We start from the raw sequence: 22,376 nt of genomic DNA on the forward strand, positions 1-22,376 counted from the left end.
CACGCCGATCACCCCGCCCCCCATCCACATGCCCCTGCTGCCTCGGCGCCCCCGAGCCGGCCCTCTCCTCACCCGACCGTCCGCCACCACCCCACGAAAGGCCGCGACCATGACCACGGCACGACCCGCCTTGGACTCCGAACTGCATGAGCTGCTCGCCGACATGCCCCTCATGTCCCAGCTCAGCCCAGACGTACTCGCGCAACTGCGCCGGCTCCCGTCGACGCCCGTCGAGCCCCTCCTCGCCCACCGGCAGGTCGACCGGCGCGAAGTCACCGTGCCCGCCAAGGACGGTGTCCCGATCCCCTTGTCGGTCTTCAGCCCTGCGAACAGTGATCCCGCCACCGGCGCCCCCTGTGTCTACTGGATGCACGGCGGCGGGATGGTCATGGGTGACCGCTTCTCGCAGATCGACATCCCGCTTGAGTGGCTCGACGAGTTCGGCGCCGTGGTGGTCTCCGTGGACTACCGGCTCGCACCCGAGGCCACCGGTACCGCGCTGGTGGACGACTGCTACCAGGGACTGCTCTGGGTCGCCGAACACTCCGCCGAACTGGGCATCGCCCCCGCCCGGATCGTCGTCGCGGGAGCCAGCGCGGGCGGCGGCCTCGCCGCCGGCGTCACCCTGCTGGCTCGCGATCTCGGCGCCCCGGCGATCGCCGCGCAGATGCTGATCTGCCCCATGCTCGACCACCGCAACGCCAGCACCTCCAGCCGCCAGTACGCCGGCGGCCCCGGAGTGTGGACCCGCGAGATGAACGAGTTCGGATGGCGTGCCGTCCTCGGCGACCTCACCGACGACGAGGTACCCGCATACGTCTCACCCGCCTTGGCCGACGATCTCTCCGGCCTGCCGACCACCTACATCGACACCGGCTCCGCCGAAGTCTTCCGCGACGAGGACACCGACTACGCCACCCGCATCTGGGCGGCCGGCGGCCAGGCCGAACTCCACGTCTGGGCGGGCGGCTTCCACGGCTTCGACGCCCTGTACCCGCAGGCGCGCATCTCGGCCACGGCGCGTCGGACCCGCACCGAGTGGCTCGCCCGACTCCTGCTGCCGGACTCCGCGACATAGCGCCACCGGAGCACTCACACAACACACGCACGTTCCACAAGATGCACCGGCGCCCCGGAGGCCACCGACGCCTGTCCTGTCTGCTACGACCTGCTCAGCAGCCAGGTCGGGGTCTCTCGCACGGTCCACCGCGTCTTCAAGTTCGGGGGAGGGCGCCGGTGTTGCTGTGCACCAAGCAGGGCAGGGCCTACCGTCCTGCCACCTTGGCGTACTCCGCGAGGATGGGCCGTTCCGGTGCGATCACCGTGTCGGGGATGTCTTTGAGGCAGAAGAATCGCCAACTGCTGTTCTCCGCCGTGTCCAGGGTGATGACAGCGCTCTGCGGGATCCGGGCCAGGTAGACCGCAGTCACGTTGAAGACCTCGTCACCATTGGGATAGCGGTAGTAGTACTGCGGTCCGGAGAACACACCGAGGAAGTCCAGGACACCGATTTCCAAACCCGTCTCTTCCTTGACCTCGCGCCGACCGGTTTCCTCGAGGGACTCCCCAGGTTCCATGATTCCGCCTGGAAGACCCCAGCCGCCGGTGTCGGCCCGCTCCAGGAGCAGAACCCGGTCGTCGGCGTCAACGATCACGACTGAGGATCCGGGAAGGATCAGCGGTCGTGTGCCGACCAGCCTGCGCAGGTCCGCCACGTAGTCCTTCACGATGTTGTGTTCCGCCTCTGCTTGGACTCCGGCCTGCCTGTTCGGGCTCGGAAAGAGCTTCTCACCTCTTCTTCAGCAGCTTGGCTGTGTTCACGCTGTCCGCGTCGATGCCCAGCCGGAAGTAAGGCGGCGTGATCTCGGTCAGTACGAACACGCTGATCCAGAGTCGCTCCGCCACGGGCCGAAGACCGTGGTTCGGTCAGGTGCCCGGCTCGGCGGAGGAGGAGGTGGTGGTGAGGAGGTCGAAGGACAGGCCGCTGGAGCGTTCGCCGCGGCCGGTGGTGCGGTGGACGCTGAGCCAGAGAACCACGCGGCCGGTCCTGGTCCGGGTCCGGTTGTAGGCGACGGTGAGGCGGGTGCCGGAGCGCGGTACCTCCTCCTCGTTGACGAAGTACGGGCACCCTGCGTCCAGGCCCTCCCGCAGCAGGGCGGTGCGGGGGCGGACCGGCGTGGCGTCGACCTCGCTCGGCATGGCGGCGCGCTGCAACTGGACGGCGCGGTTGTCACCGGGGACGTGCACCGGGATGAAGGGGATCCAGTTCTCCGGGACGGAACTCATCACCTGGTACGCGATGGGCGCGCGGGGGTCGTCCGGGGCGGCCGGGGGATGCAGCCGACGGCGGAAGGCCAGCGTCTCGGCCGCGGCCTCGTCACCGCTTCGGCCCTCGCCGGTCGCCTGCCGCACTGTCTGCTCGACTCCCCAGACCAGGTTCGCGCTCTCGTCACGTACCAGCACGACGTCCTCCAACGCCGGCCCGGTCGCGACCTTCGGCGTACCGGGCGGCAGCAACAGACCGGCGTCGTCGGCCGGTTGGTCACCGGGCGAACCGAGGGAGTTGAGCGAGTTGAGGGTGTACATCGACCAATGCTGGCGGTTCCGCCCGTCGCCGCCGCGGTCGGCGGGGGTGATCCAGCGGCGCTGCCCGAAGACGTCGGTCACCGCGAGGCCCTGGATCGAGGCGAAGGTACCGGCCGGCAGATCGCAGGGAAGCTGGTACCAGTCGTTGCTGTAGACGAGGGCGAACTCCAGGAAGATGAGCCGGGCCAGGTCGGTACTGTCCGGGGTGACCGCCGCGAAGTTCGTACGGCCGTCCTCGACCGCCCACCACCGGGGCAGCGGCATGCCGGAGAAGCGGACCGGGGAGGGGAAGACCGTCCGGTTTATCGGCGCGGGTGCCGGGGCCGTGCCGCCGAGGGTGGCATCAGGGGTGACCGAGAACGCGTGCCAGTCCAGCTCGCCGCCGGGGTACTCCGGAGCGGTGAGGACCCGCTCGCCTCCGGCCGGCACGGCGGCGGACACCGAGAAGCGGTGCTCCAGCCGTCGCGGGTCCCAGGTCGAGTCGCCCTCCGGCCGTTGCGGGTCGGCACCGGACGGCTGGTCGATCAGGTCGTCGAACCAGCCGGTCAGCCGGGGGCCGAGCGCGTTCAACTCGTCGCGCTGCCTGCGCGCGTCGATGCCGTCGGCCGCGTGACCGCCGCCCTTCAGGTGCAGGTAGAGCAGGTATCCGTCCAGCCGTCGGCCGGCGACCGCCTGGGTGGCGGCCCACACCTCGGGATGTGCGACGCGTGCGGAGTCCGCCGGATTCGTGGGGTCGGGCAGAGCTATCGGGTACAACTCGACGTACCGCTCGCCGAAGCGCCGTGACCGCAGGTCGGACGACCGGGCCAGCAGTTTCAGCCAGCGTCGGCCCAGCGCCAGCCGGAGGTCGAACGAGATCGGCTCGGTGCCAAAGGCGAACGGCAGTGGCCGGCGTTCCGCGACCGTCTCCAACGGCCGGTCGGGAGGCAGCGGCCCGGCCGGTCCGGGTGCTCCGTCCGGGCCGGTGTCGGACCGGAACCGGCCCGGCGGGCTCGCGGTGACCGAGTACGTCGCGGTCACCGGCGACCCGCCGTCCGTGCCGCGGAACTCGCCGAGCTGCCACTGCCGGGCCAGCATCCACAGCGGGTCGCGTACCTCCACCCGCAGCGCGCGGCCGAAGTCGGTGGTGCGCGGGCGGCCCTCCAGCCGGTTCCACACCCCGACCGTCGGATGGTCGCGCCGGCTCATCGCGCCGGGAAGATCCTGGATGCGGGTCTCAGTCATGGTCTGCCTTCCAGCGCTCGTTGGCGACAGCGAGATCGGTGCTGATCGTGATCGGCTGCCGGGTCGCCGACATCAGCGTCGCCGGCAGCAGTTGCGCGTATCCGCTGCCGTCCAGCTGGTGCGGTTCCACGAGCCGGGTCCGTGCCAGGTCGAAGGTCTCGTTGACCGCGGCCAGGAGGTCGTCGACGTTCCAGGTGCCGGTCCGTACGGGTGGGCTGACCAGGAGCATCGCCTGCGGTGGTTCGGAGTCCGGGCTGTCGGCGTGCACCGCGATCCCGGTGGTCTCGCGGTCCGCCGGGATCACCTCGGTCCACTCGTCGAACAGCACACCGCACTGCGGGTCGTTCCGCGACGACGGCTGGTCCGCGTAGTGCGCGGTGAACAGCAGCCGGTCCTCGGTGATCGTGGTTCCCGTGGCGAACTCCATGCCCAGCCAGCGGTCGTCTTCGTGGTACGGCAGCTGGACGGGCACCAGTTGCGGATCGTCACCGTCGGGCCCGCCGTCGAGCAGCCCGTCGCGGCCCCGGAGTGCGTCGGCGAGCAGCACGGCCCGCTCCCACAGCCGGGGCATGTCGCGCACCCGGGCGATCCCGTGCAGCCAGTCGTCGACCGGGAAGTCCCGTGCCACCGGCGGCCGGGTGAGGTGCCCGACCAGTGCCTCGCTGTCGCGGAATGCCTTGCGCAGGTCGGCGGCGATGGCGTCGGGCGGTGTGTACTCGGGTACGACGAGAACGTCGGCGCCGAGCATCGCCCGCAGCGCCTCGGTCGCGGACCGGACCTGGTCCGGTCCGGGGGCGGCCTTGTCGTAGTCGGCGAGCGCGGTGGCGCCGGCCGCCAGCCGGCCGGTGATCTCGCTCCGCAGCGCTTCGGCGCGGTCCAGCAGCTCACGGCCGAACGCGACCACCCGGTCCTGTGGGTCGGTCAGATCCAGCCCAACCGGGTCGATGTCGGTCAGCGGCAGCAGGCGGGAGACCTCGTCCAGCAGGCCGCTGAGCGACCTTTCCTTCGTCTGGGCCTGCTTCCGCAGGTTTTCCAGACGGCGGGCGAAGCCGCGCTGCTTGGACTGCAGGTCCGACAGGAACCTGGACGGCGGATCCGGCGGCACGGCGACCGGTGTGGTGGTCAGCAGCCGCTCCGCCTGCCGGAGGATCCGGTACCGCTCGGCGTTCGGGGTGGACCGGGGCAGTGCGTCGTACTGCGCCAGGATCGCGTCGGCGTCGGCGAGCGCCCGCGTCAACCGGTCCGCGGTGGCCGCCACGGCAGTGAGTACGTCGGTGTAGACGCCGCGGCGCCAGGCGGCCAGCTCGCCCCATCCGCTGCGGACCATGCCGAAGCCCGCCGCGGTGGAGACCAGCCCGGCGTACCGGCTGAGCAAGGTGTCGATGCGGTCCAGCACGTCGCCCCGGCGCGGTGGCACGGGCGCGGCGGGGTAGAGCCGCCGCAGGTCCTCCAGGTAGTCGTCCACGTCCTCCGCCAGGTCCACGAGCGAGGAGCGGACGGCAGCCGGCCGCTCCCGGGGCAGCGACACGGCGTCGTCGGCGGTCCGGTCCACCGGGGCGGTGCCGGCGGCCGGCACCAGGTCGGTCGGGCGCAGCGGCCGGCCCGTCGTGAGCAGCGTCCGGAGCGCGGCGACCAGAGGGGACAGCTCGAAGAAGGTGATCCTGTCGTTGATCCGCTCGGTGTAGCGGATGGTCAACTCGCGGTCCGGACGCGGTCCGTCGTCGTCATCGTCATCGACGACGGCGCCGATGATCCGGTCGTCCAGGTCGGTCATCGCGGCGTCCCCGGCCGGCCGCACCGCCCACAGCAGGTCGATCGGCGCGAGGTCGAGGTCGTCCTGGGTGACATCCCGGTGGCGGACGTCGCCGCTCACCGGATCGGTCCAGGTGACCCGCGCGGCCACGGACCGCGGCGACGGGAGCAGGTCCGACAGCCAGTCGTCGACGGCGGGTTCGGCCTGCGCCCGCGGCGGGTCCCCGTGGTCCGGGTGCCGTCCCGTCCGCAACCGCAGGCCGAACCGGTGGGTCAGTGTGGTCCCGCTGCGTGGGGTCTCGACGACGGCGGGCTCGGGCGGCAGACCGTCCTTGGCGTACGCGTCCAGGGTCGCCGAGGCACGCTCGACGTTGCCGGCGAGGGCCTGGTGGGCGGACTCGGCGACGGCGAGGTCGGCGACCGCGTCGTTGTCGTCGAGCAGCCGGGCCGCCTCGGCGGTCAGGGCTTCGATCTGCCCCGAGTCGGCCGGAGGCAGCCCGTCGATGTCGAAGGGGTAGATCTGCTCCACGTCTTCGCGGGTCAGGTGCCGGACCAGGGCGAGCCCGTCGATGACGTTGCGGGCCTCGACCTGCCCGATGTCGTCCGGTTCGGCCTGTGGATCGGCCGCGGTCTGCGGAATCTTCCCGGCCAGCAGTGGAAACCGCAGGCGCAGCGCCGAGATGAACTGGTCCACCTCGGCCTGGCCGTGCCGGTCGTGCAGGCCGCGCTCGAACCGGTAGCCGAGCAGCGCGCCGAGCGACTGGCCCTGCCGCAGCCCGTCCAGGATGGTCAGCGCGCCCCGGACCCGCTCCGAGCTGAGGTTCACCGCGAACGCGCCCGGGTTGTCGGGCGTGCGGTTGGCGGCGTACCCGGCCCGCAGCACGGCCGCGGTCCGGGCATGGCCGGGCGACGGCGCGTGTACGAAGCCCTCGTTGCCGGGATCGTGGAGCAGCGGCGAGTTGCCGGCGAAGACCGTCGCGAGCGGACCGGTCAGCGTGACCGGGGTGAGTGTGGCCGTGCTCGGCCGGACGTCCTCCAGCCAGCCGTACGCGCCCAGATGCAGGCCCGGCCGGGCGGGCCCGGTGCCGCCGGGGCCGAACCGCAGCTCGGCCAGCCTCTCGGTGGCCTGGCCCAGCCGCCAGGCGTCGAGCCGGTAGGTGGCCAGGTCGAGATGCTCGGCCAGCACCCGTTCCAGCCGGGCCGTCGGCAGGTCGGCCAGTTGCTTCAGGGCCTCGACCTGCTCGGCGAGCGCGGTCGTGGCCGGGCCGCCTCCGGTCCCGTTCTGGTCGAGGAGCGCCGGGATGAAGTCGACCAGCAGCTGCTCGGGGCTCCCGGTGACGGCCGGGGCGGGGGAGTACAGCTGCCGGAACCGGCTCTCGCTCTCCAGCACCTGGCCGGGCGCCGGGATCCGGACGTGGATGAACGCCGGGTCCGCGGTGGACAGATCGGCCGGACCTGCGCCGCCGGTCGCGGCGACGAGGCCGCGCGCGGTGTCCGCCCAGCCGAGCAGCACGGCGTGACGCAGCAGCAGATACAGCAGTGCGGCCGGCCGTACGTCACGGGTGAAGCCCAGCTCCAGCCGGACCGTGTGGAGGTCGGTTCCGGCCGCGTCGGCCAGCCACCGCAGATAGTTCCGCTCGTCCGGGGTGTAGTCCCGGACGGGGTCGGTCTCCGACAGCGGGCGGTCGTCGACCAGCGGCGCCAGCAGCGGCTGCTGGAAGTCCGTGAACAGCCGCCGCAGCAGGTCCGGATCCCGCCCCGGCCCGGTGGCGGCACCGAACCGGTCGAGCAGCGCCCGCACCGGCCCGGGCAGATTCAGCCGGTCCAGCGCGGGCAGCACGGTCCCGCCGAGGCCGCCCAGGTTCTCCCGGTTGAACAGGTCCTCGACGCTCTGCGCATACCGCTGGTGGTACTCGGCCGACGTCGGGTGCAGGGCAAGAATGTCCAGCAGCAGCTGGTGCGGATCCGGCGCAGGCTGCCCATCGTCCGCGGGAGCACCCAGACGCGGCACCTGCTCCGCTGCCGCGCTCCAGTCCTGACCGGCGGCGGTCAGTACCCGGTGCAGCGCCCGGCGGTGCGTCGCGGAGGCCGGGTAGGCGAGCCGGGAGAACGCGGTCGTCGGCAGGATCCCGTACGGCTGCCGCCCGATCTTCACGGCCGGCAGCGGGCCGCGGCCGGAGACATAGCGGAGGAAGAAGTCCCGGGTCGCCTCGACGGCGGCCGGGCCGAGGACCGGACGCAGTGCGGTCTGCAGGAAGTATCCCCAAGTGGCGGGCCACAGTGCGGTGTTCGCGGCGCGGGCGTCGCGCTGGTCGGTGCCGTCCGCGTTGGGCATCCCGGCCAGTACGCCCGGGTCGAGGCCGAGCAGTTCGGCGAACCGCTGTCCGTCGGTACGGGTGGTCCAGTCGCCGGTGGCCGCGGCGAAGGCCGCCGCGTCCGTGCTCCGCAGCGCCGCGTCGGCCTCCTCCTCGGCGTCCTGCCCGGCCGGTGTCTCCTCCGAGTTGTTCGTGGGTGTGCCCTGCGGCAGCAGGCAGAACCCGTCCGGGCTGCGCAACTGCCGGGTGATCAGGGCGGCCAGGTCGGCGCTGGCCTGCTGCGGAGTGGACTGCTCGCGCAGACCGAGGACGATCAGCCGGTCCAGCCCGTTGCGGGTGCGGTCGTCGAGCGGGATCCGCAGCCCCATGCCGACCGCGACGGCGCGGTCGAAGTCGGTCAGCCAGCGCAGTTCGTCCGGTACGTGCAGTGCCCCGGTCTGCTCGTTCACGCTGATCTTGTCGGTGGCGCTCGGGTCCGGGCTCACCGGCAGGGTGGCCGGTACCGTGGCGCCGATCGCCGACAGCACCTGCTCACCGCCGACATAGCCCAGTACCCGGAAGCGGTCGGGCAGCAGCCGGGCCCGGGCCGCCTGCGTCCACGACTCGGGCGCCAGGGAGGCGGGAGCGGGTGGCGGCAGCACCAGGAAGACGACCGTGACCTCGTCGCTCCGGTTCACCGCGGCGGCGTCCACGCCTGACGGGCGGCGGCCCCGGATGGCCTTCGCGGGTTCGGTGTCCACGGCGGCGAGCAGCGCGGCGTCCGCCTGCCGCAGCCGGCTCCGGTCGCCGTGCGCCCGCCAGACCGCGGTCCAGTACGTGATCGCCGCCTGGCGGTTGCCTGAGGTCGGAGCCGCGGTGCTGCGGACGACCAGCACGGTGGTGCCGGCCGCCACCCCTGCGGGCTCCTCGGCCGGGTTGGCCGGTGTACGGGTCTTCAGGAGCCAGGTGGCCCTGCCCGCCGGGATCCGCCCGACCAGTTCCTGCCAGGCGGCCCGGAGGGCGTCCGCCCGGCCGCCCGCGGCCCAGCGGGCGGTCCAGTACGCGTCCAGCGCGGCCATCTCGGCGTCGGTGGGCCGCGATTCGAACTTGTCGACCTGCCACTCGTCCGGGAACACCCTGACGAGCAGCTCGGTCGCGGTGAACCGGGTCTCGATCCGGACCGGGCCGAGCAGCACCGGGAAGTCGTCACTGAGCTGAGCGGTCATCGCGGCAACATCTCCTGTGCGTGTACGGCCACCAGGACCGGGACCTGGAAGAGGATGTACGCCAGGTCGGCGGAGCCGAGGCCCGCGAACCAGAGCGGCAGGTTCTCGTCCTCGGCGCGCTGTTCCTGCTTCTCCGGGTCGTCCTCGGAGCCGTCGAAGTCCGCCAGCGCGACGGTGATGTCCGGATCCAGCTCCAGGAATCCCCGCCGGTGCGGGTCGACGTCGTCCCAGGTGAGGTCGTTCCACACCTCGACGTGGGTCGGCGGTCCGTCGTCGACGCCGAACCGCGGGTCGCCGGGGCGTTCCTTCAGTACGAAGAACCAGCCGGCGTCGTCCGGTGCGTGGCCGAGCGCCCGCGCGGCGTCCAGATCGAACCCGAGCAGATAGATGTCCGGCTCGACCTTCGCCTCGTACAGGGGCAGCAGGACCTGCTCCGGCGACGGCGGTCCGTCCGGCGGCAGCTCGACCAACTCCCGCTGCTGGGTGGGGTCCGGCTGCCCGTCGGGGCCGGGCGGCCACTGCGCCTTGTGCGCGTAGATCGCCGCCGTCGGGTACTTCTTCAGCAGCTCGCCGCGGACGACGAGGACCAGGTCGTCCGGGCGCGGGCCGTTCTGGGGCGCGCCGCCGGGCCGCCGGTTGTCGTTGTCGCCGAGCCGTGTGTCCGGCGACCAGCGGTGGATGGGAGGCACGTCATAGCCCCGCTCGCGTTGCTGTTCCGGGGTCTCGCCCGGCGTGGGCAGCGTGGCCGCCGGATCCCAGAACTGCCGGAACGGGGTGCCCCGTTGGTCGGTCGGGTACTCCCGCCAGAGCAGCTCGCGGGCCATCTCGTGGTTGAGCCCGACCAGATAGGACTCGATGAACTCCCGGTTGTTCGCCAGCAGGGTGATGGAGTTCGCCGGGAGCAGGTTCAGGTTCGGCACCAGGGCGTCGACCGAGAGGTCGAGGAGCGGCTGGTACGTCGGCAGGTCGAAGACCGGGTAGGCCATCGCCTCGGTGAAGTCGGCGGCGAACGGCCGCAGCCGCTCGGGCAGGCTGACCGAGCCGAGCAGCGTCTTCGGTACGGTCGCGTCGGCGCGCAGACCGGCGAGTACCGCGGTGGTGGCGGAGACCACGCCGAGCCGCCGCCGCAACCCGGCCTGTCCGACGGCCGTCCCGGTGTCGAGTCCCTGGTGCAGTTCGCGCAGCGCGGTCTTGAAGCGAGTCGCCTCGGCGCTGTCCGTCGCGCCGGGGTGCGGGGCGACCGGGTCGTCGAGCGCGCGGAGCACGAAGTCGGGGCTGCGCGGAAGGCCCTCGACCGGGTCGGCGCCGCTGCCCCCGCCCGGGTGCAGGACGGCTCGCAGACGCGCGGGGGTGACCAGCGCTCCCGGAGTCCCCTTGGCCACGGCGGCGGTGACCGGGTCGGTCGCCGCGTCCATCCGCGCCAGCAGTGCTGCCGGCGGCCGGTCCTCGGGGAACCGCAGGGACCGCATCAGTCGCGCTCCGGGCCGGGTGCTCCGCCGCATCGCCGGCGACACCGGCGTGGCCGCGACCTGACTGGTCGCCACCCGGAACCCGACCGCGACCTTCGAAGCGAGGTCAACGGACAATCCGGCCGCGAGGGTGTCGGGCTCGTCGGCGGTGGTGGTGGTCAGCCGGGAGTGGGTCGGCGCGGTCAGGGTGAGGGACCGCCCGGACGCGGCCACGGGGGCTGCCGCCAGCGCTGCCGGACTGCCGCCCTGCGGCGGGTCGAGGTGTCTGGTCTGCAGCACGTGCCCGACCTCCCGGGCGAGCTGAGCGGCGCGGATCCGGCCGTTGGCCACCAGTACGTCGCCGATCTGTGCCCAGGCGGCGGCCATCAGCTCTTCCTCGCGTGCGCGGACGACCTGCGCGCCGAGGTTCGCGGCGACCCGGAACCGCGGGTCCAGGTTGAGCCGGTGGACCCAGTTGTGGTTCGCCGGCGCCGGTATCGGCGTGCCGTCCCGCTCGGTGAGCAGCCGGGAGGTGAGCGCGTGCCAACGCCCGTACAGCGGCGGGGTGATGATCGGGTCGGCCCCGCAGTCGGCTGCCGGCTTCTCCCGGTCCGGCCCTGGGGCCGCGGCGGTTGCCGTGGCGTCGGCGAGCACAGCCGCAGGGCCGACCAGGGCCACGGCGGCGTGGGCCTGCGCCGGTGTGCGGTCCTGGTAGTCGTCGGCCAGATTGACCAGGTCGGCGAGCGCCTGCTCGAACGGGTGCGGGTAGGGCGGCGCCGGCGGCGGTACGTCGAGGAAGTTGTCCCAGTTCTCCGCCGGGTCCACCGGGGCTCCGGGGAGCTCCGGCACCTTCAGCGCGCCGCCCAGCGGCAGTACGCCGTTCAGTTCCGGCGGCGTCTCGATCCCCGGCAGGCCGAGGCCGGGCGACCGGTGTACGTCCAGGTCGCGGCGCCCGACACGGGGGTCCGGCCGCTGCGGCTGGAGCAGCCGGACCAGGAACTCGAAGTCCCCGGTCGTCCCGGTGCTGAACGACCAGCGGTGGTAGTAGGGCAACTGCCCCCCTGAGGGCCGGTTCGGATAGGGCGGTCCCCAGCTGGAGTACAGCGCGCCGGGCGACAGCCCCGGGTCCAGTCCGAGCCCCGCCAGCCGCCCGGTCTCGAACGCCGGTACCAGGAACGCCTCGTACGCGGTGTCCGGCCGCAGCCGGCGCGGGCAGATCAGCCGCGAGCAGGCGTTGTCCGCGTTCGTCCGCAGCACCTCGCCCAGCGCGGCCAGCGCGGCGACCGTACTGTCCGAGGCGACCGGGTCGTCCAGCGATCCGTTGACGTGGACGTGCGCCCAGGCGCCGAGCTGGTCGGGTGGTGGCAGAGTGCGGGCCGGGTCGGTCACGGTGATGGCCGGCAGCGGGCCGCCGCCCGGGGCTTCGCCGAACTCCGCCTCGCCGCCGCCCGGGTCGGCGGCGGCGAGCACGATCAGCGCCAGCCAGGGAGCCAGCCGCTTGGTGCCGCTGCCGGACGCCGCCGGGCTGTAGCGCCAGAGGAAGTCCTCGTCGGAGAACTCGATATGGGCCAGGTAGTTCGGCTCCACGTTGGTGACGCCAGGCCGTGGCTCGGTCCGCGAGATCGCCCGCGGATCCACTCCGACGACGTCCCCAGGACCGTACAACTGGACCTCACGTAACACGTCCTGGACGAGTGTGCCGCGAGTGAGGGCGTCCCCGGTCACCCTGAGCGTGACGGGGACGCTGGCGCGTTCGGCGGTTCCGGGATCGGTGGTGATCCGGGTGGCGATGCCGGCCCGCAGCCAGGGCAGGAAGGAGTAGGCGTTCGCGGTCATGACCCGCTCCCGGCCACGGGGAGCGTCTCGTCGTCGACGGCGAACAGCTCGGTGGCCGTGGTCAGTTCGGTGACGGCCGGGTCGGCGGCGGCCAGCCCGGAGCGGGCCACCCCGCCGGTGACCAGTACGAGGTCGTCGGACAGGGTGACGGCGGCGAACGCCCACCGGCCGACCGCAAGACCCGCGGCGGGCGCCCACGCGTCGGTGTTGTTCTGGCCGGTGGTGTGGAGCGCCGTGCTGCGGTATCCGGCCTCGTCCCGGTCGCTCGCCGCCCCGCCGGCCACCAGTACCTGTCCGGGTCCGATGCGCACCGCCCGGTGGAAGGCCCGCCCGGACGGCATCTCCGTCACCGCCGTCCACACACCGGTGGCCAGGTCGTAGCGCTCCGCGCCGCGCTGACTGAACGGATCGTAGGGACCGGCGCCGGGCGATCCCGGCGCGGTGCCGCCGGTGACCAGCACGGTGGTGTCGGAGACCAGGGTGGCCCGATGATGGCGGCGGGCCCGTAACAGGCTGCCGGTCGGCACCCATTGGTCCTCCGGACCGTACAACTCGCAGAAGGCGAGCGCGGGGTCGTCGGCGGTGCCCACCGGCGCGACACCGCCGACCACCAGCACCACGCCCCCGTCCAGCGGCACCGCGGTGTGGCCGGTCCGCGCGTCGGTCATGTCCTTGGCCGGGGACCACCTGCCGCTCACCGGGTCGTACCGTTCCGCCGAGCGCAGCGCGGTCGTCGTCCGGCCGGAGCGAATCGCGCTGCCCCCGGCGACCAGAACCGAGCCGTCCGGCAGCAGTGCGGCGCTGTGGCCCCAGCGGGGCGTGGCCAGGCCGCCGGTCGCGGTCCAGGCGTGCGTGAGCGGGTCGTACAGCTCGGCCGACCTGAGGCCTGTGCCGGCCGCCGACGAACCGCTCAGACCGCCGACGACGAGCACCTTGCCGTTGGCCAGCCGGGTGATCGTGTGCAACTGCCGGGGTGTGCCGAGGCTGTCGACCGGCTGCCAGGCGTTGGCCGTCGGGTCGTACACGGCGGTCCTGTCCAGCGCCGCGGAGGCGGCGTCCGCGCCGCCGGTGACCAGGACGCTGTCGTCGTCGAGCAGTACGGCACCGTCGTGCTGCCCGTACCAGGCGGCGGGCGTGGGCAGGTCGTCGGCGGCCGTCCATGCCCCGGTGGCTGCCACGGTGGGAGTGGTCATGGTGTCGGGTCCTCCGTTGTGACGATGGCCGTCGTTGTCCGGTCGGTTCGGGTTGCCGGGGCGGTCGCGGTGACGACCGGCAGGGCGAGTGCCGTCGGCAGGGATGCGGTCGGCAGAGGTGCGGTCGCGTCGGTGCGGGGCGGGGTCACGGGATGAGCACCTCTCCGGTGCCTGCGGGCTGGACGGCGTCGAGGCTCTCGGCGGCCGTGCCGGCCGCCGCCACACCGCCGCCGACCAGCACCCGGTCGTCGGTCAGTTCGACCGCGCCGAGGGCGAACCGGCCGAGACCGAGGCCGCCGATCGTGGTCCAGGCATCGTCCTCGGGGCTGTAGGCGACGACGGAGCGGTAGCCGGCCGTCAGTTCCGGTGCGCCGGTGCCGCCGATCACCAGCACGACCCCGGACCGCAGCAACAGGTTCCGGTGGCCGCTGCGACCGCCGCCCGGCATGCTCGCCGCCGCGGTCCACCGCCCGGTCTTCGGGTCGTACAGCTCCGCGCCGGCGAGGCTCTTTGGATCGAGGGTGCCGTCGGGGGCGACCACCGGATCGCCGCCGGTGACCAGGACCCGGCCGTCGGGCAGTGCCGTGGCCTGATGCCCCTTGCGGGCCTCGGCGAGGCTGCCGGTCGGCGTCCAGGTCCGTGTGGCCGGGTCGTACAGCTCGCAGTACGCGAGTGCGCTCTGCCGGTCTCGCCCGGTGGGCAGAGCCCCGCCGACGACCAGCACCCGGTCGTCGCTCAGCAGTACGGCCCGGTGGCCGGTCCTGGCATCGGTCATCGGCGCGACCGCGGCCCAGGTCGAGGTGGCCGGGTCGTACAGCTCGGCGGACGAGAGCGCGCCGTCCTCCTGGCCGGTCCGGCCGCCGCTGCCGCCGGCGACCAGCACCCGGCCGTCCTTCAGCCGGGTCGCGGAGTGCCCGTACCGGGCCGTGTCCATCGGCGCCGCCACCGGCGTCCAGGTTCCTGCGGCCGGGTCGAAGACCTCGACAGAGGCGAGCGGGGCCGTGGCGGTGCGCCCGCCGAGTGCGAGCACCCGGCCGTCCGCGAGTGCGGTCGTGGTGTGCCGCCGACGTCCGGTGGCGAGCGGTGGACCGGGCGACCAGGCGTCGGCCGTCGGATCGAAGAGCGCGGTCGCGGCGAGCGGTGCCCCGGTCGGACCGGTCCCGCCGGCGAGCAGAATGCGGCCGTTCGTCAGCGGCATCAGGTCCACCTCGGAGGCGGGCACCGGCAGCAGGCCGGCGTCGGACCAGGTGCCGGGGACGGCCGGTGAAGCGGCGGCCTCCGACGCCGGGATGACGTGCAGCCGGCCCGTGAGCCCGGGGTCGGCCTCGACGAAGTCGGCGAGCGCGTCCCGCGCGGTGGTCAGGCTCCGGAAGGTCGCCGCGGCGCCCCGTGACGGCCGGCCCAGCGAACCGGGCGGGAACGCCTGCCGGTTGCTCTTGACGTACGCGACGACGAACCGCTGCTCGGTCACCCGGACCGTGTCCGCCGTGGCGAACGGCTGCCGCAGCCGCGCCTGCCGCTGGGACAGCGCGGCGCGGCTGGTGCTGCTGCCGCTCAGCAGCTCGTCGAACACGGCACCGCTGACGTTGTGGAACCGCTTCGGCGCGGTGGCGGCAGCGACGGCCCCGCGCGGCACGGCGAGTTGACCCCGAGAGACCGCCGGTGAGGTGGCCGTCCCGCTGTCGATGATGTGCAGCTCGTACCGGGCGCTGCGGCGCACCACCCGGGCCGAGGCCAACGTGCCTGAGGCGGCGGCCAGTTCGAGCCCCGCGTCCTGTGTCTCGTACGACGGCCGGGACAGCTTGGCCGCGTCGGACATGTTCTGGAACTGCGCCATGGCGAATCGGTCGCCGGTGTCGGACACCCGCTTCAGCCCGCTGTCCGGCAGCGGTGCCACGCTGAACCGCCGTCCGTCGCTCGCCCGTTGACCACCGATCCGGTCCAGCCGGACATTCAGCGGCAGCGCCCGCTGGCGGACGAACAGTGTTCCGAGCGGGTGCAGTACCAGGTCGTCGGTGTCCGGCAACTGCCGCAGGCTCACCAGCGCGCGGTTGCCGCCGGACGGGAGCCGGGTCTCCCAGCCCTCGGTCTTGCGGATCTCGGCCGCCAGCAGCGGCAGCACCGCGACCGGCGGCAGCGTGGTGTCCCGCTCCTCGCCCCAGGTGATGTCGAAGTTCGCCGAGACCGAGAAGAACAGGAACCCGATCGAACCCCGCCCGTGCGCCCGCCACGGCGCCGGACCCTCCAGCTGGAAGTCCAGGTCGATGCCGAACGCGCCGACCCCGAACGCCTTGAGCGTGACCTCGGCGGAGATGTGGATGGCGAACCGGAACGGGGAGAACTGGAACAGCGCGTCGAAGCCGACGTGCCCCTCGACGCCGAAGGCGCTGAAACCGAGCTTCAGTTCGGCCTTCGCGCCGAACTGGACGGTGTTGCTGGTGATGGCGAAGTAGCCGCTCACCCGGATGAGTTGGTTGCGCCGGTTCAGCAGGTCCACCGACAGCCGGTCCGGGATCGGGAACGGCAGCGGCGGCGGCCGGTACGCCGGATGGAACCCGCCGACGGTGACGACCAGGTCGGGGTTGTCGCCCCAGGCCACCAGCACGCCCATGCCACCGTCGACAGTCATGGTCAGTATGCGCGACTCAAACAACTGGGCGAAGAACCACAGCCGTGACTTGTCCAGTTCCAGGGCGCCGACGAACTGGGCCTGGATGACCAGCAGCGCCCGGTCCGCGGTGGGCAGCGCGGCCCGCAGCACACCGAGGACGGCGATGTTGCCGGGGATCTCGATGATCACACCCAGTGAGATGCTCACCAGGGTCGGCGTGCCCCAGCCGATCTTCGCCATCGGACCGACGAGGAACGTGCCCTGCTCCGGCGGGAAGAACCGGTTCAGGTCCGACAGGATCCGCGGCGCGTTCGCGATCACGTCCCGCGGGAACGCCACGGACTCGATGGACCCGGTCCGCACGCCCTCGACCAGCGCCTGCAGATTCATCCCGCGGTTCAGTCCGATGAGACCGCCGACCGCGAGCAGCGTGAACCCGTACCCCAACTGGATCCCGCTGCCGAACTCGCCGGTCAGTACGATCAGCAGCGAGAAGCCGCGCGAGCCGTCCGGCTGCCGTGTCGTGATCAGCCCAATGGCTTTGAGCGCCAGGAAGTCCGCGAACTCCAGCTCCAGCGCTCCCGAGTACTCTCCCCGCTCGGGGTGGAAGTCGAGGAAACCGCCGCCGCTGATTCCGCCGGCGTCCACCGCCAGGCCGACGCCGCTCGGCGGCCTGAAGCCGAACGCCAGGTCGGCCGGGCCGAGATTGCCGCCGCCCTCGGGGAAGGTCAGTTCGGCCCGTACGCCGATCCGGTCCACGCTCGCACGGACCGGGCCGAGCGCCGCGGAGAACGCGGCGGACAGTTCGACAGGGATCGACCCGTCGTCGGCGATCGCCACCCGCAGATACACGGCCTGCATCTCGACGGGGCCGAGCGCGGCATGCACCGGGAGCCGGATCTCCAGGCCGCCGCTGCCGTGGAAGCGCAGCCCGGAGTCCGGGGTGAACGAGAACCCGACGCCGAAGTCGGACCGGAGCCTCTGGTCGCCGAGGACCGCGCCGATGAAGCCGTCCGCCTCCGCGGTGTCTATGACCAGCCGGCCACCGGTGATCTCGCCGACAACCTCCGGCGTCGCGGTGGCCTCCCCGGTGACCGGGTCGAGCTGAAACCTGACACCGCCGTCCACCCGCGCCGAGGTGAAGTCGAGCCGACTGCCGCCCGCCACGCCCAACAGCAGGAACGGCTCGGCGGGTTGGGCCCGCACACTGAAGGCGACCGAGCCTGTCGGTTCGGCCGCTCCGCCGGACGGTGGCTTCAAGCTGATGTCGAAGGGTGGCCGTATCTCACCGGCGCTCTCGGCCACCACCCTGCCGGTGGCCTCGACATGCGCGGACCAGGTCGGCGGCGAGAGCGGTACGTCGAACCCGCCCTGGCCTTCGGCGGGCAGCACCATGCCGACCCGCAGCCCGGCCCCGTCCGCGCTCGGTCCCAGGTCGACGGCGAAGACCTGCAACTCCGGCGGGGTGGTCGCTGTCCCGGGGACCAGGACCACGGGAAGGCCGAGCCGGGCGGTGACCGACTCCAGGACGGTGAGCAGCTTGACGGCGTCGAACGACGCCGTACCCCATCCGTACAGACGGCCCAACTGCCGCACCGGGTCCGTGATCACGGGCAGCAGCCGGTCCAGGTGTACGGTGACCGCCTCGTGGGGCGGCCGGGTGGGATCGGCGGGGTCGCCGGGGCTGAACTCACGGTCCACGACGCCCAGGACCTCGAGCACCGCGGCCGCGGGCCCGGACACCTCCGCCAGGTCCGCGAGGAGCAGGTCGGTGATCCTGCGCGGCAGGTCCTGCACCAGTGCGTCGATCTGTACCTTGCTGACGCCGGGCAGCGTCGTCCCTGCCGTGCCCAGTGCGTCGGCCAGTTGGGAGAAGGACGCGGTGACCCGCCCGCACTGGGTGACCAGCGCGAGTGAGGCGGCCACGATTGCCTCGGCGTCCCCGCCGTCGATCGCGGTGAGCAGTTTCGCGGTCAGCCCTTTGAGGTCGGCGCCGGCGTTGAAGACCGTCCGCCGGGCGGTGGTGATCGTGGCGTTGGTCAGCAACTCGTCGGGAAAGTGCACCCCGAGCTGGTCGAAGGTGTCCAGCACTCCGTTGTCGCCGAACTGGTGGGTGACCTGGGCCAGCACTTCGGCCAGCAGAAGGGCCAGGCGTTCGAGGCTTCCGGCCTGATCAGGCATTACTGATCAGCTCCTTGCTGGTCGGCGTTCCGCTGGGAGACGTCCGCGAGTGCGTCGACGATCCCCTGGTAGGACAGCCCGGCCAGATCCGGCAGGACAGCGCGCGCCCGGTCCAGATCCGTACGCAGGGCAGGTGACGCGTGCTGGGCCAGCTCGCTGTGCAGACGGTCCAGGCAGGTCGTCAGAGGCTCGCCGTTCAGCGTCTCGGGCAGCGTCCGGTCCGTATGGGTGAGCATGCGCAGCAGCAACTGGACCAGCGCCGCGCCACCGCCGCGGTGCCACACGATCATGACCCGCCGGTCGCTGGTCACCAGCCTGGTCAGTTCCGTGCGATGGGTCGCCCACAGGGCGCCGAGGAGCCGGCCGGCCGACGACCGGTCGAGGTCGGCGCGGACGTGGGCGAGGGTGGCGGCGGGCGGCGGGACGTCGGTGAACCACGGGCGTCCGAGCGGAGCCCGGTCGCCGCTGCCCTGGAACGTGCCGCGCATCGCGGGGTCGGCGGCGACCTGTTGGGCCACCTCGTGCGGCACCGCGACCGTGGGGCCACCCGGCACCGTGTGCACCTTGATGGGGACACCGGGCGGTGAGGTGGCCACCTGGAGGTCGAGTTTCTCGTGCTCGGCGAGCCGGGCGAGAACGTGGGTGATCGGGGTCGCCCACCCGCGTCCGCCGCCGTCCTTGTGGTGGAGCAGCCCGACGACTTCGTTCGCGTCGTTGACCAGCACGCTTCCCGAGTCGCCGTCGTAGGCGAAGAAGGTGGTGTCACGGGGCCCGGCGTTGGGGTGCGGGTTCGGCGTGATGATGATCATGTTCTGGATTTCGTTCGTCGTCGCGGTGAAACCGGTGATGAATCCGCCGGTCAGCCGGGTGACGGCGCCCCGCTTGCGTACCTGGTACGACTTGCTGTTGCCCTCTTCCCGGGTGAGTTCGTGTATTCCCGCCACCCGTCCGATCTCGGCGATCTCGGCCTTCCACTTCATGCCCGGCGACAACCGGACCACCGCCTCGTCGCGGTCGGCGTTCTTCGCGCCACCGGCCCAGACGCCGATGATGTCGTTGCAGCAGTTCTTGCTGAGGTGATCGCCGTCCGGCTGCCCGATCTCGGTCCGGTCCTTCTCCATGGTCCGGATGTCCGGAGCATGGGCCACGTGCTGGTTGGTGAGCGCGTAGCCCACGTCGGGGTTGGCTGCATCCCACAGCAGACAACCGAGCGTGCCCGAAGCGCTGCTGCCCGCGGTGGTGAGTGTGCCCCCGCCGATCACCGGTCGGTATGTCTTGGAGTCCAGGGCCAGCCGCGTCGCGTTGAGCACACCGGTAGGAGGACCGGCCAGCGGGGTCAGGTCGCCGCCGGTCTCCACGTCGGTGGGGACGCCGTCGATGTCCGGCGGGATCAGCTCGTCCGGTGGGATGTCGGCGGCCGGGCGTTTGTCGCGGACGAAGACCTTGATGGAGGGTGTGTCGGTCGGCCGGCCGGCGACCACCTTCGCGCCGAGCGCGACGGCGGTCACGCCGGGGACGGCGAGCAACCGCGGGGTCGCGTCCTGCTTGACCCGCGCGATGGCCTCGTAGTCGGGACGACCCGGTTCGGTCTCGGGCATGACGCCTCCTCAGCGCTCGGCGGGCGCGGCGGGCACCGCCATGCCAGGTTCAGTTGGTGCGGCCGACGGCTGCGCCTTGGGCACGACGCGGACCTGGCCGTTCTTGGTCGCCGTGGCGAGCTGGACGGGCAGGCTCTCCAAGTCCTGGAACCGCTCGAGGATCTCGTCGATCGGGAGTGCGCATCCCTTGCGTACGGTGACACCGGGGACAGGCTCGTCCGATCCGTAGTGCAGAGCGACGACCTCGGCGTTGTCGTTGACCACGACGCTGCCGGAGTCGCCCCCGTCGGAGAAGATCAATGTCCCGCCCGCACGAACCGTGGGGTTCGGGTTGGGCTTCACGACCAGCACGTTGTTGCGCGTGGTCAGGACGCCGTCGGTCCTTGAGGTGATGGTCGTGTTGACGGATTCGACGATGCCGCCGGTGAGTCTGGTGCGGGCGCCCCGCTTGCGCACCTGGTAGGCAAGGGTTCTCGCGTCCTCGACGGTGACCTTGTAAGGGCCGGTCACCGGACCGATCCCGACGATCTCCGCCCGCCACTTCGTGCCGACGTCGAGCTGGACCAGCGCGGCGTCCCGGATCGTGTCCAGACCTCCTCCGGCGAAGACGCCGATCCCGGCCGAGAGATTCTTGACCGGGCTGGGTGTCAGGCCCGGATGACCGACCCTGGTGACGTTCACGACGGGCAGTTGCCCGGCGACGATGGCCGCCACCACGTGGTAGTTGGTCAGTGCGTACACCTTGCTGGGGTCGGTGGAGTGCACCAGCAGGCACCCCAGCGTGCCCCGCCCGACACTGATCACATCGGCCTGCAGACGTCCTCCGCCGACCAGCGGGCGATAGCGCTTCGTGTCCCAGTCGAAGTTCGTGGTGGTCGATGCGCCCGGAGTCAACGGATCCTCGGGGGGCAGCGGATCCGTGTCGGGTGCGGGATAGGACAGTTCACTCACATCCACGCCGACCCCCTCGAACTGCGGGGGCAACGTCTGACTCGGAGTGAGTTCGGCGAGTGGCCGTTTGCGGCGGACGAAGACCTTGAGGACGATCTCGCCGGTGGGCCTCCCGGCGCGCTCCCGGCCGCCCAGTCCCACGCCGGTGACCCCGGGAATCCGCATCAGCTGCGCGGCGGCACGTTCCTTCAACGCGAGCAGGCGCTCATCGGCCATCGTCGGAACCTCCGTACCCGTGGCGCCGGGCCCTCCGGAGCGGCCGGGGGTGACGCCTGCGTTCGTCGGGTCGGTCGTGTAACAGCACGCTGTCTCCCGCTTCCTTTCGATGGGAAGGTCTCCCGGGGCAGTCGTTCATCGCCTCCGGCAACACGAAGGCGCCCTGTCCCGCCGGAGCCCCGTTGCCAGGGCGGTTCGGCCGACACCCGTGCGTGTGACGCGAATTACCGCATCGACGTCCCTCCGGCAGCGGAGCGACGCCCGGTTGACAGCGTGGCGGGCCACATCGGGTCTGTCGTGCTCTGTTCCGTTCAACGGACCGGACGAAGGTTCTCCGCACTGGCACTGGCGCTCGCACCGGCGTCCGTCGTGGCGCGGCCGAGGCGCTGGAGCAGCTCGGTGCGCAGTGGATCCGTGTCAGGGAGGCCGAGTTCGTCTGTGACGGCCAGGGCCTGGGTCCAGGTGGCGTGGGCCTCGTCGAGGTTGGCGGCGCTGTGGTGGGTGTCGCCGAGGCAGAGTAGACCGGCGGCCTCGCTGTGGCGGTCGCCGGTCTGGTGGAACAGGTCGACGGCCTGCCGGTAGCAGTCGACGGCCTGGGGGTGCCGGCCGAGGTGGTGATGGATGTAGCCGAGGCTGTCCCGGATGTGGGCCTGACCGTTGAGGTCCCCGGTCTCCTGGGCCAGGTCGAGGGCCTGACGGCAGTGCGCGAGGGCCGCGTCGTGGTCGCCGAGTTGGGCGAGGATCCAGCCGATGTGGTTGAGGGCGGCGGACTGTCCGGCCCGGTCGTCGGCCGCCCGATGGTGGGTGAGGCTGTGGTGGGCGTGGCCGAGTGCCTGCTCGTGGTGGCCCAGGTCCTCGGACATCCGGGACAGGTGCTGGTGGATGCGGGCCTGCCCGCCGTGGTTGCCGAGGTCGCCGAACAGGTCCAGTGCGAGCCGGTAGTGGGCGCGGGCGTCGTCGGGACGGGCCAGCCGGTCCTGGGCGAGCCCGAGACCCCGGTGGGCGTCGGCCTGTCCTGCCGTGTCGCGCTTGCGCAGCGCGGCCTCCAGGGCGGCGGTGTGGACGGTGGTCAGCGCCCGCCAGTACCCGTGCCGGTCGAGGAACGTGGTGAGCGCAGAGGCGAGCCGCCAGGTGTGTTCGTCGAAGCCGGCGGCGGGAGCCTGTTCCATGGCGGCGAGAAGCGCGGGGTGCTCGGCGGTGAACCAGGCCTGTGCCTGCCGGTGGTCCGACAGCGCCTCGGGGGCGGCGCCCGGCCGGGCG

General features: G+C 72.3%; 10 protein-coding genes. 1 reads left to right on the forward strand and 9 read right to left on the reverse strand.

The window, feature by feature from the left end:
- Positions 1–109 precede the first annotated feature (109 nt).
- The gene (locus AOK17_RS29200; RefSeq protein ID WP_055615560.1) at positions 110–1,078 is read left to right on the forward strand and encodes an alpha/beta hydrolase; all 969 of its coding nucleotides are present in this window, start codon (positions 110–112) and stop codon (positions 1,076–1,078) included.
- A gap of 187 nt (positions 1,079–1,265) precedes the next feature.
- On the opposite strand, the gene AOK17_RS29205 is transcribed toward AOK17_RS29200, so the two are convergent.
- The 9 genes from AOK17_RS29205 to AOK17_RS29245 all read right to left on the reverse strand — a co-directional run.
- On the reverse strand, positions 1,266–1,727 hold the full coding sequence (locus tag AOK17_RS29205; protein WP_055615561.1) for an NUDIX hydrolase: 462 nt from the start codon (positions 1,725–1,727) through the stop codon (positions 1,266–1,268).
- Positions 1,728–1,926: 199 nt separating this feature from the next.
- Positions 1,927–3,810 carry a hypothetical protein gene (locus tag AOK17_RS29210; protein ID WP_055615562.1) on the reverse strand — a complete coding sequence of 628 codons (1,884 nt, stop codon included), beginning with the start codon at positions 3,808–3,810 and terminating at the stop codon, positions 1,927–1,929.
- The gene (locus AOK17_RS29215; protein ID WP_055615563.1) at positions 3,803–9,082 is read right to left on the reverse strand and encodes a hypothetical protein; all 5,280 of its coding nucleotides are present in this window, start codon (positions 9,080–9,082) and stop codon (positions 3,803–3,805) included. Before AOK17_RS29215 ends, AOK17_RS29210 begins: the two co-directional genes overlap by 8 nt.
- On the reverse strand, positions 9,079–12,366 hold the full coding sequence (locus AOK17_RS29220; protein ID WP_055615564.1) for a hypothetical protein: 3,288 nt from the start codon (positions 12,364–12,366) through the stop codon (positions 9,079–9,081). Before AOK17_RS29220 ends, AOK17_RS29215 begins: the two co-directional genes overlap by 4 nt.
- Positions 12,363–13,559, reverse strand: coding sequence for a Kelch repeat-containing protein (locus tag AOK17_RS29225; protein ID WP_055615565.1), 1,197 nt, complete (start codon positions 13,557–13,559; stop codon positions 12,363–12,365). Before AOK17_RS29225 ends, AOK17_RS29220 begins: the two co-directional genes overlap by 4 nt.
- 145 nt (positions 13,560–13,704) lie before the next feature.
- Complete coding sequence (locus tag AOK17_RS48945; RefSeq protein ID WP_055615566.1) at positions 13,705–18,351, reverse strand: DUF6603 domain-containing protein; 4,647 nt, start codon at positions 18,349–18,351, stop codon at positions 13,705–13,707.
- Positions 18,351–19,949 carry a hypothetical protein gene (locus AOK17_RS29235; protein WP_055615567.1) on the reverse strand — a complete coding sequence of 533 codons (1,599 nt, stop codon included), beginning with the start codon at positions 19,947–19,949 and terminating at the stop codon, positions 18,351–18,353. The genes AOK17_RS48945 and AOK17_RS29235 overlap by 1 nt, the downstream gene beginning before the upstream one ends.
- Positions 19,950–19,958: 9 nt before the next feature.
- A complete protein-coding gene (locus AOK17_RS29240; RefSeq protein WP_055615568.1) occupies positions 19,959–21,116 on the reverse strand; it encodes a hypothetical protein in 1,158 nt (385 codons plus the stop codon).
- Positions 21,117–21,427: 311 nt separating this feature from the next.
- The coding region (locus tag AOK17_RS29245; RefSeq protein WP_157881421.1) for a tetratricopeptide repeat protein at positions 21,428–22,376 on the reverse strand (949 nt) is incomplete at its 5' end.

The organism is Streptomyces phaeochromogenes (assembly GCF_001418655.1).
Classification (GTDB): Bacteria; Actinomycetota; Actinomycetes; order Streptomycetales; family Streptomycetaceae; genus Streptomyces; species Streptomyces phaeochromogenes.

Excerpts from the sequence above, each read along its gene's own strand:
- AOK17_RS29210 (WP_055615562.1), bottom strand. The coding sequence starts at position 3,810 with ATGACTGAGACCCGCATCCAGGATCTTCCCGGCGCGATGAGCCGGCGC.
- AOK17_RS29235 (WP_055615567.1), bottom strand. The coding sequence starts at position 19,949 with ATGCCCGAGACCGAACCGGGTCGTCCCGACTACGAGGCCATCGCGCGG.
- AOK17_RS48945 (WP_055615566.1), bottom strand. The coding sequence starts at position 18,351 with ATGCCTGATCAGGCCGGAAGCCTCGAACGCCTGGCCCTTCTGCTGGCC.
- AOK17_RS29240 (WP_055615568.1), bottom strand. The coding sequence starts at position 21,116 with ATGGCCGATGAGCGCCTGCTCGCGTTGAAGGAACGTGCCGCCGCGCAG.
- AOK17_RS29200 (WP_055615560.1), top strand. The coding sequence starts at position 110 with ATGACCACGGCACGACCCGCCTTGGACTCCGAACTGCATGAGCTGCTC.
- AOK17_RS29225 (WP_055615565.1), bottom strand. The coding sequence starts at position 13,559 with ATGACCACTCCCACCGTGGCAGCCACCGGGGCATGGACGGCCGCCGAC.
- AOK17_RS29215 (WP_055615563.1), bottom strand. The coding sequence starts at position 9,082 with ATGACCGCTCAGCTCAGTGACGACTTCCCGGTGCTGCTCGGCCCGGTC.
- AOK17_RS29220 (WP_055615564.1), bottom strand. The coding sequence starts at position 12,366 with ATGACCGCGAACGCCTACTCCTTCCTGCCCTGGCTGCGGGCCGGCATC.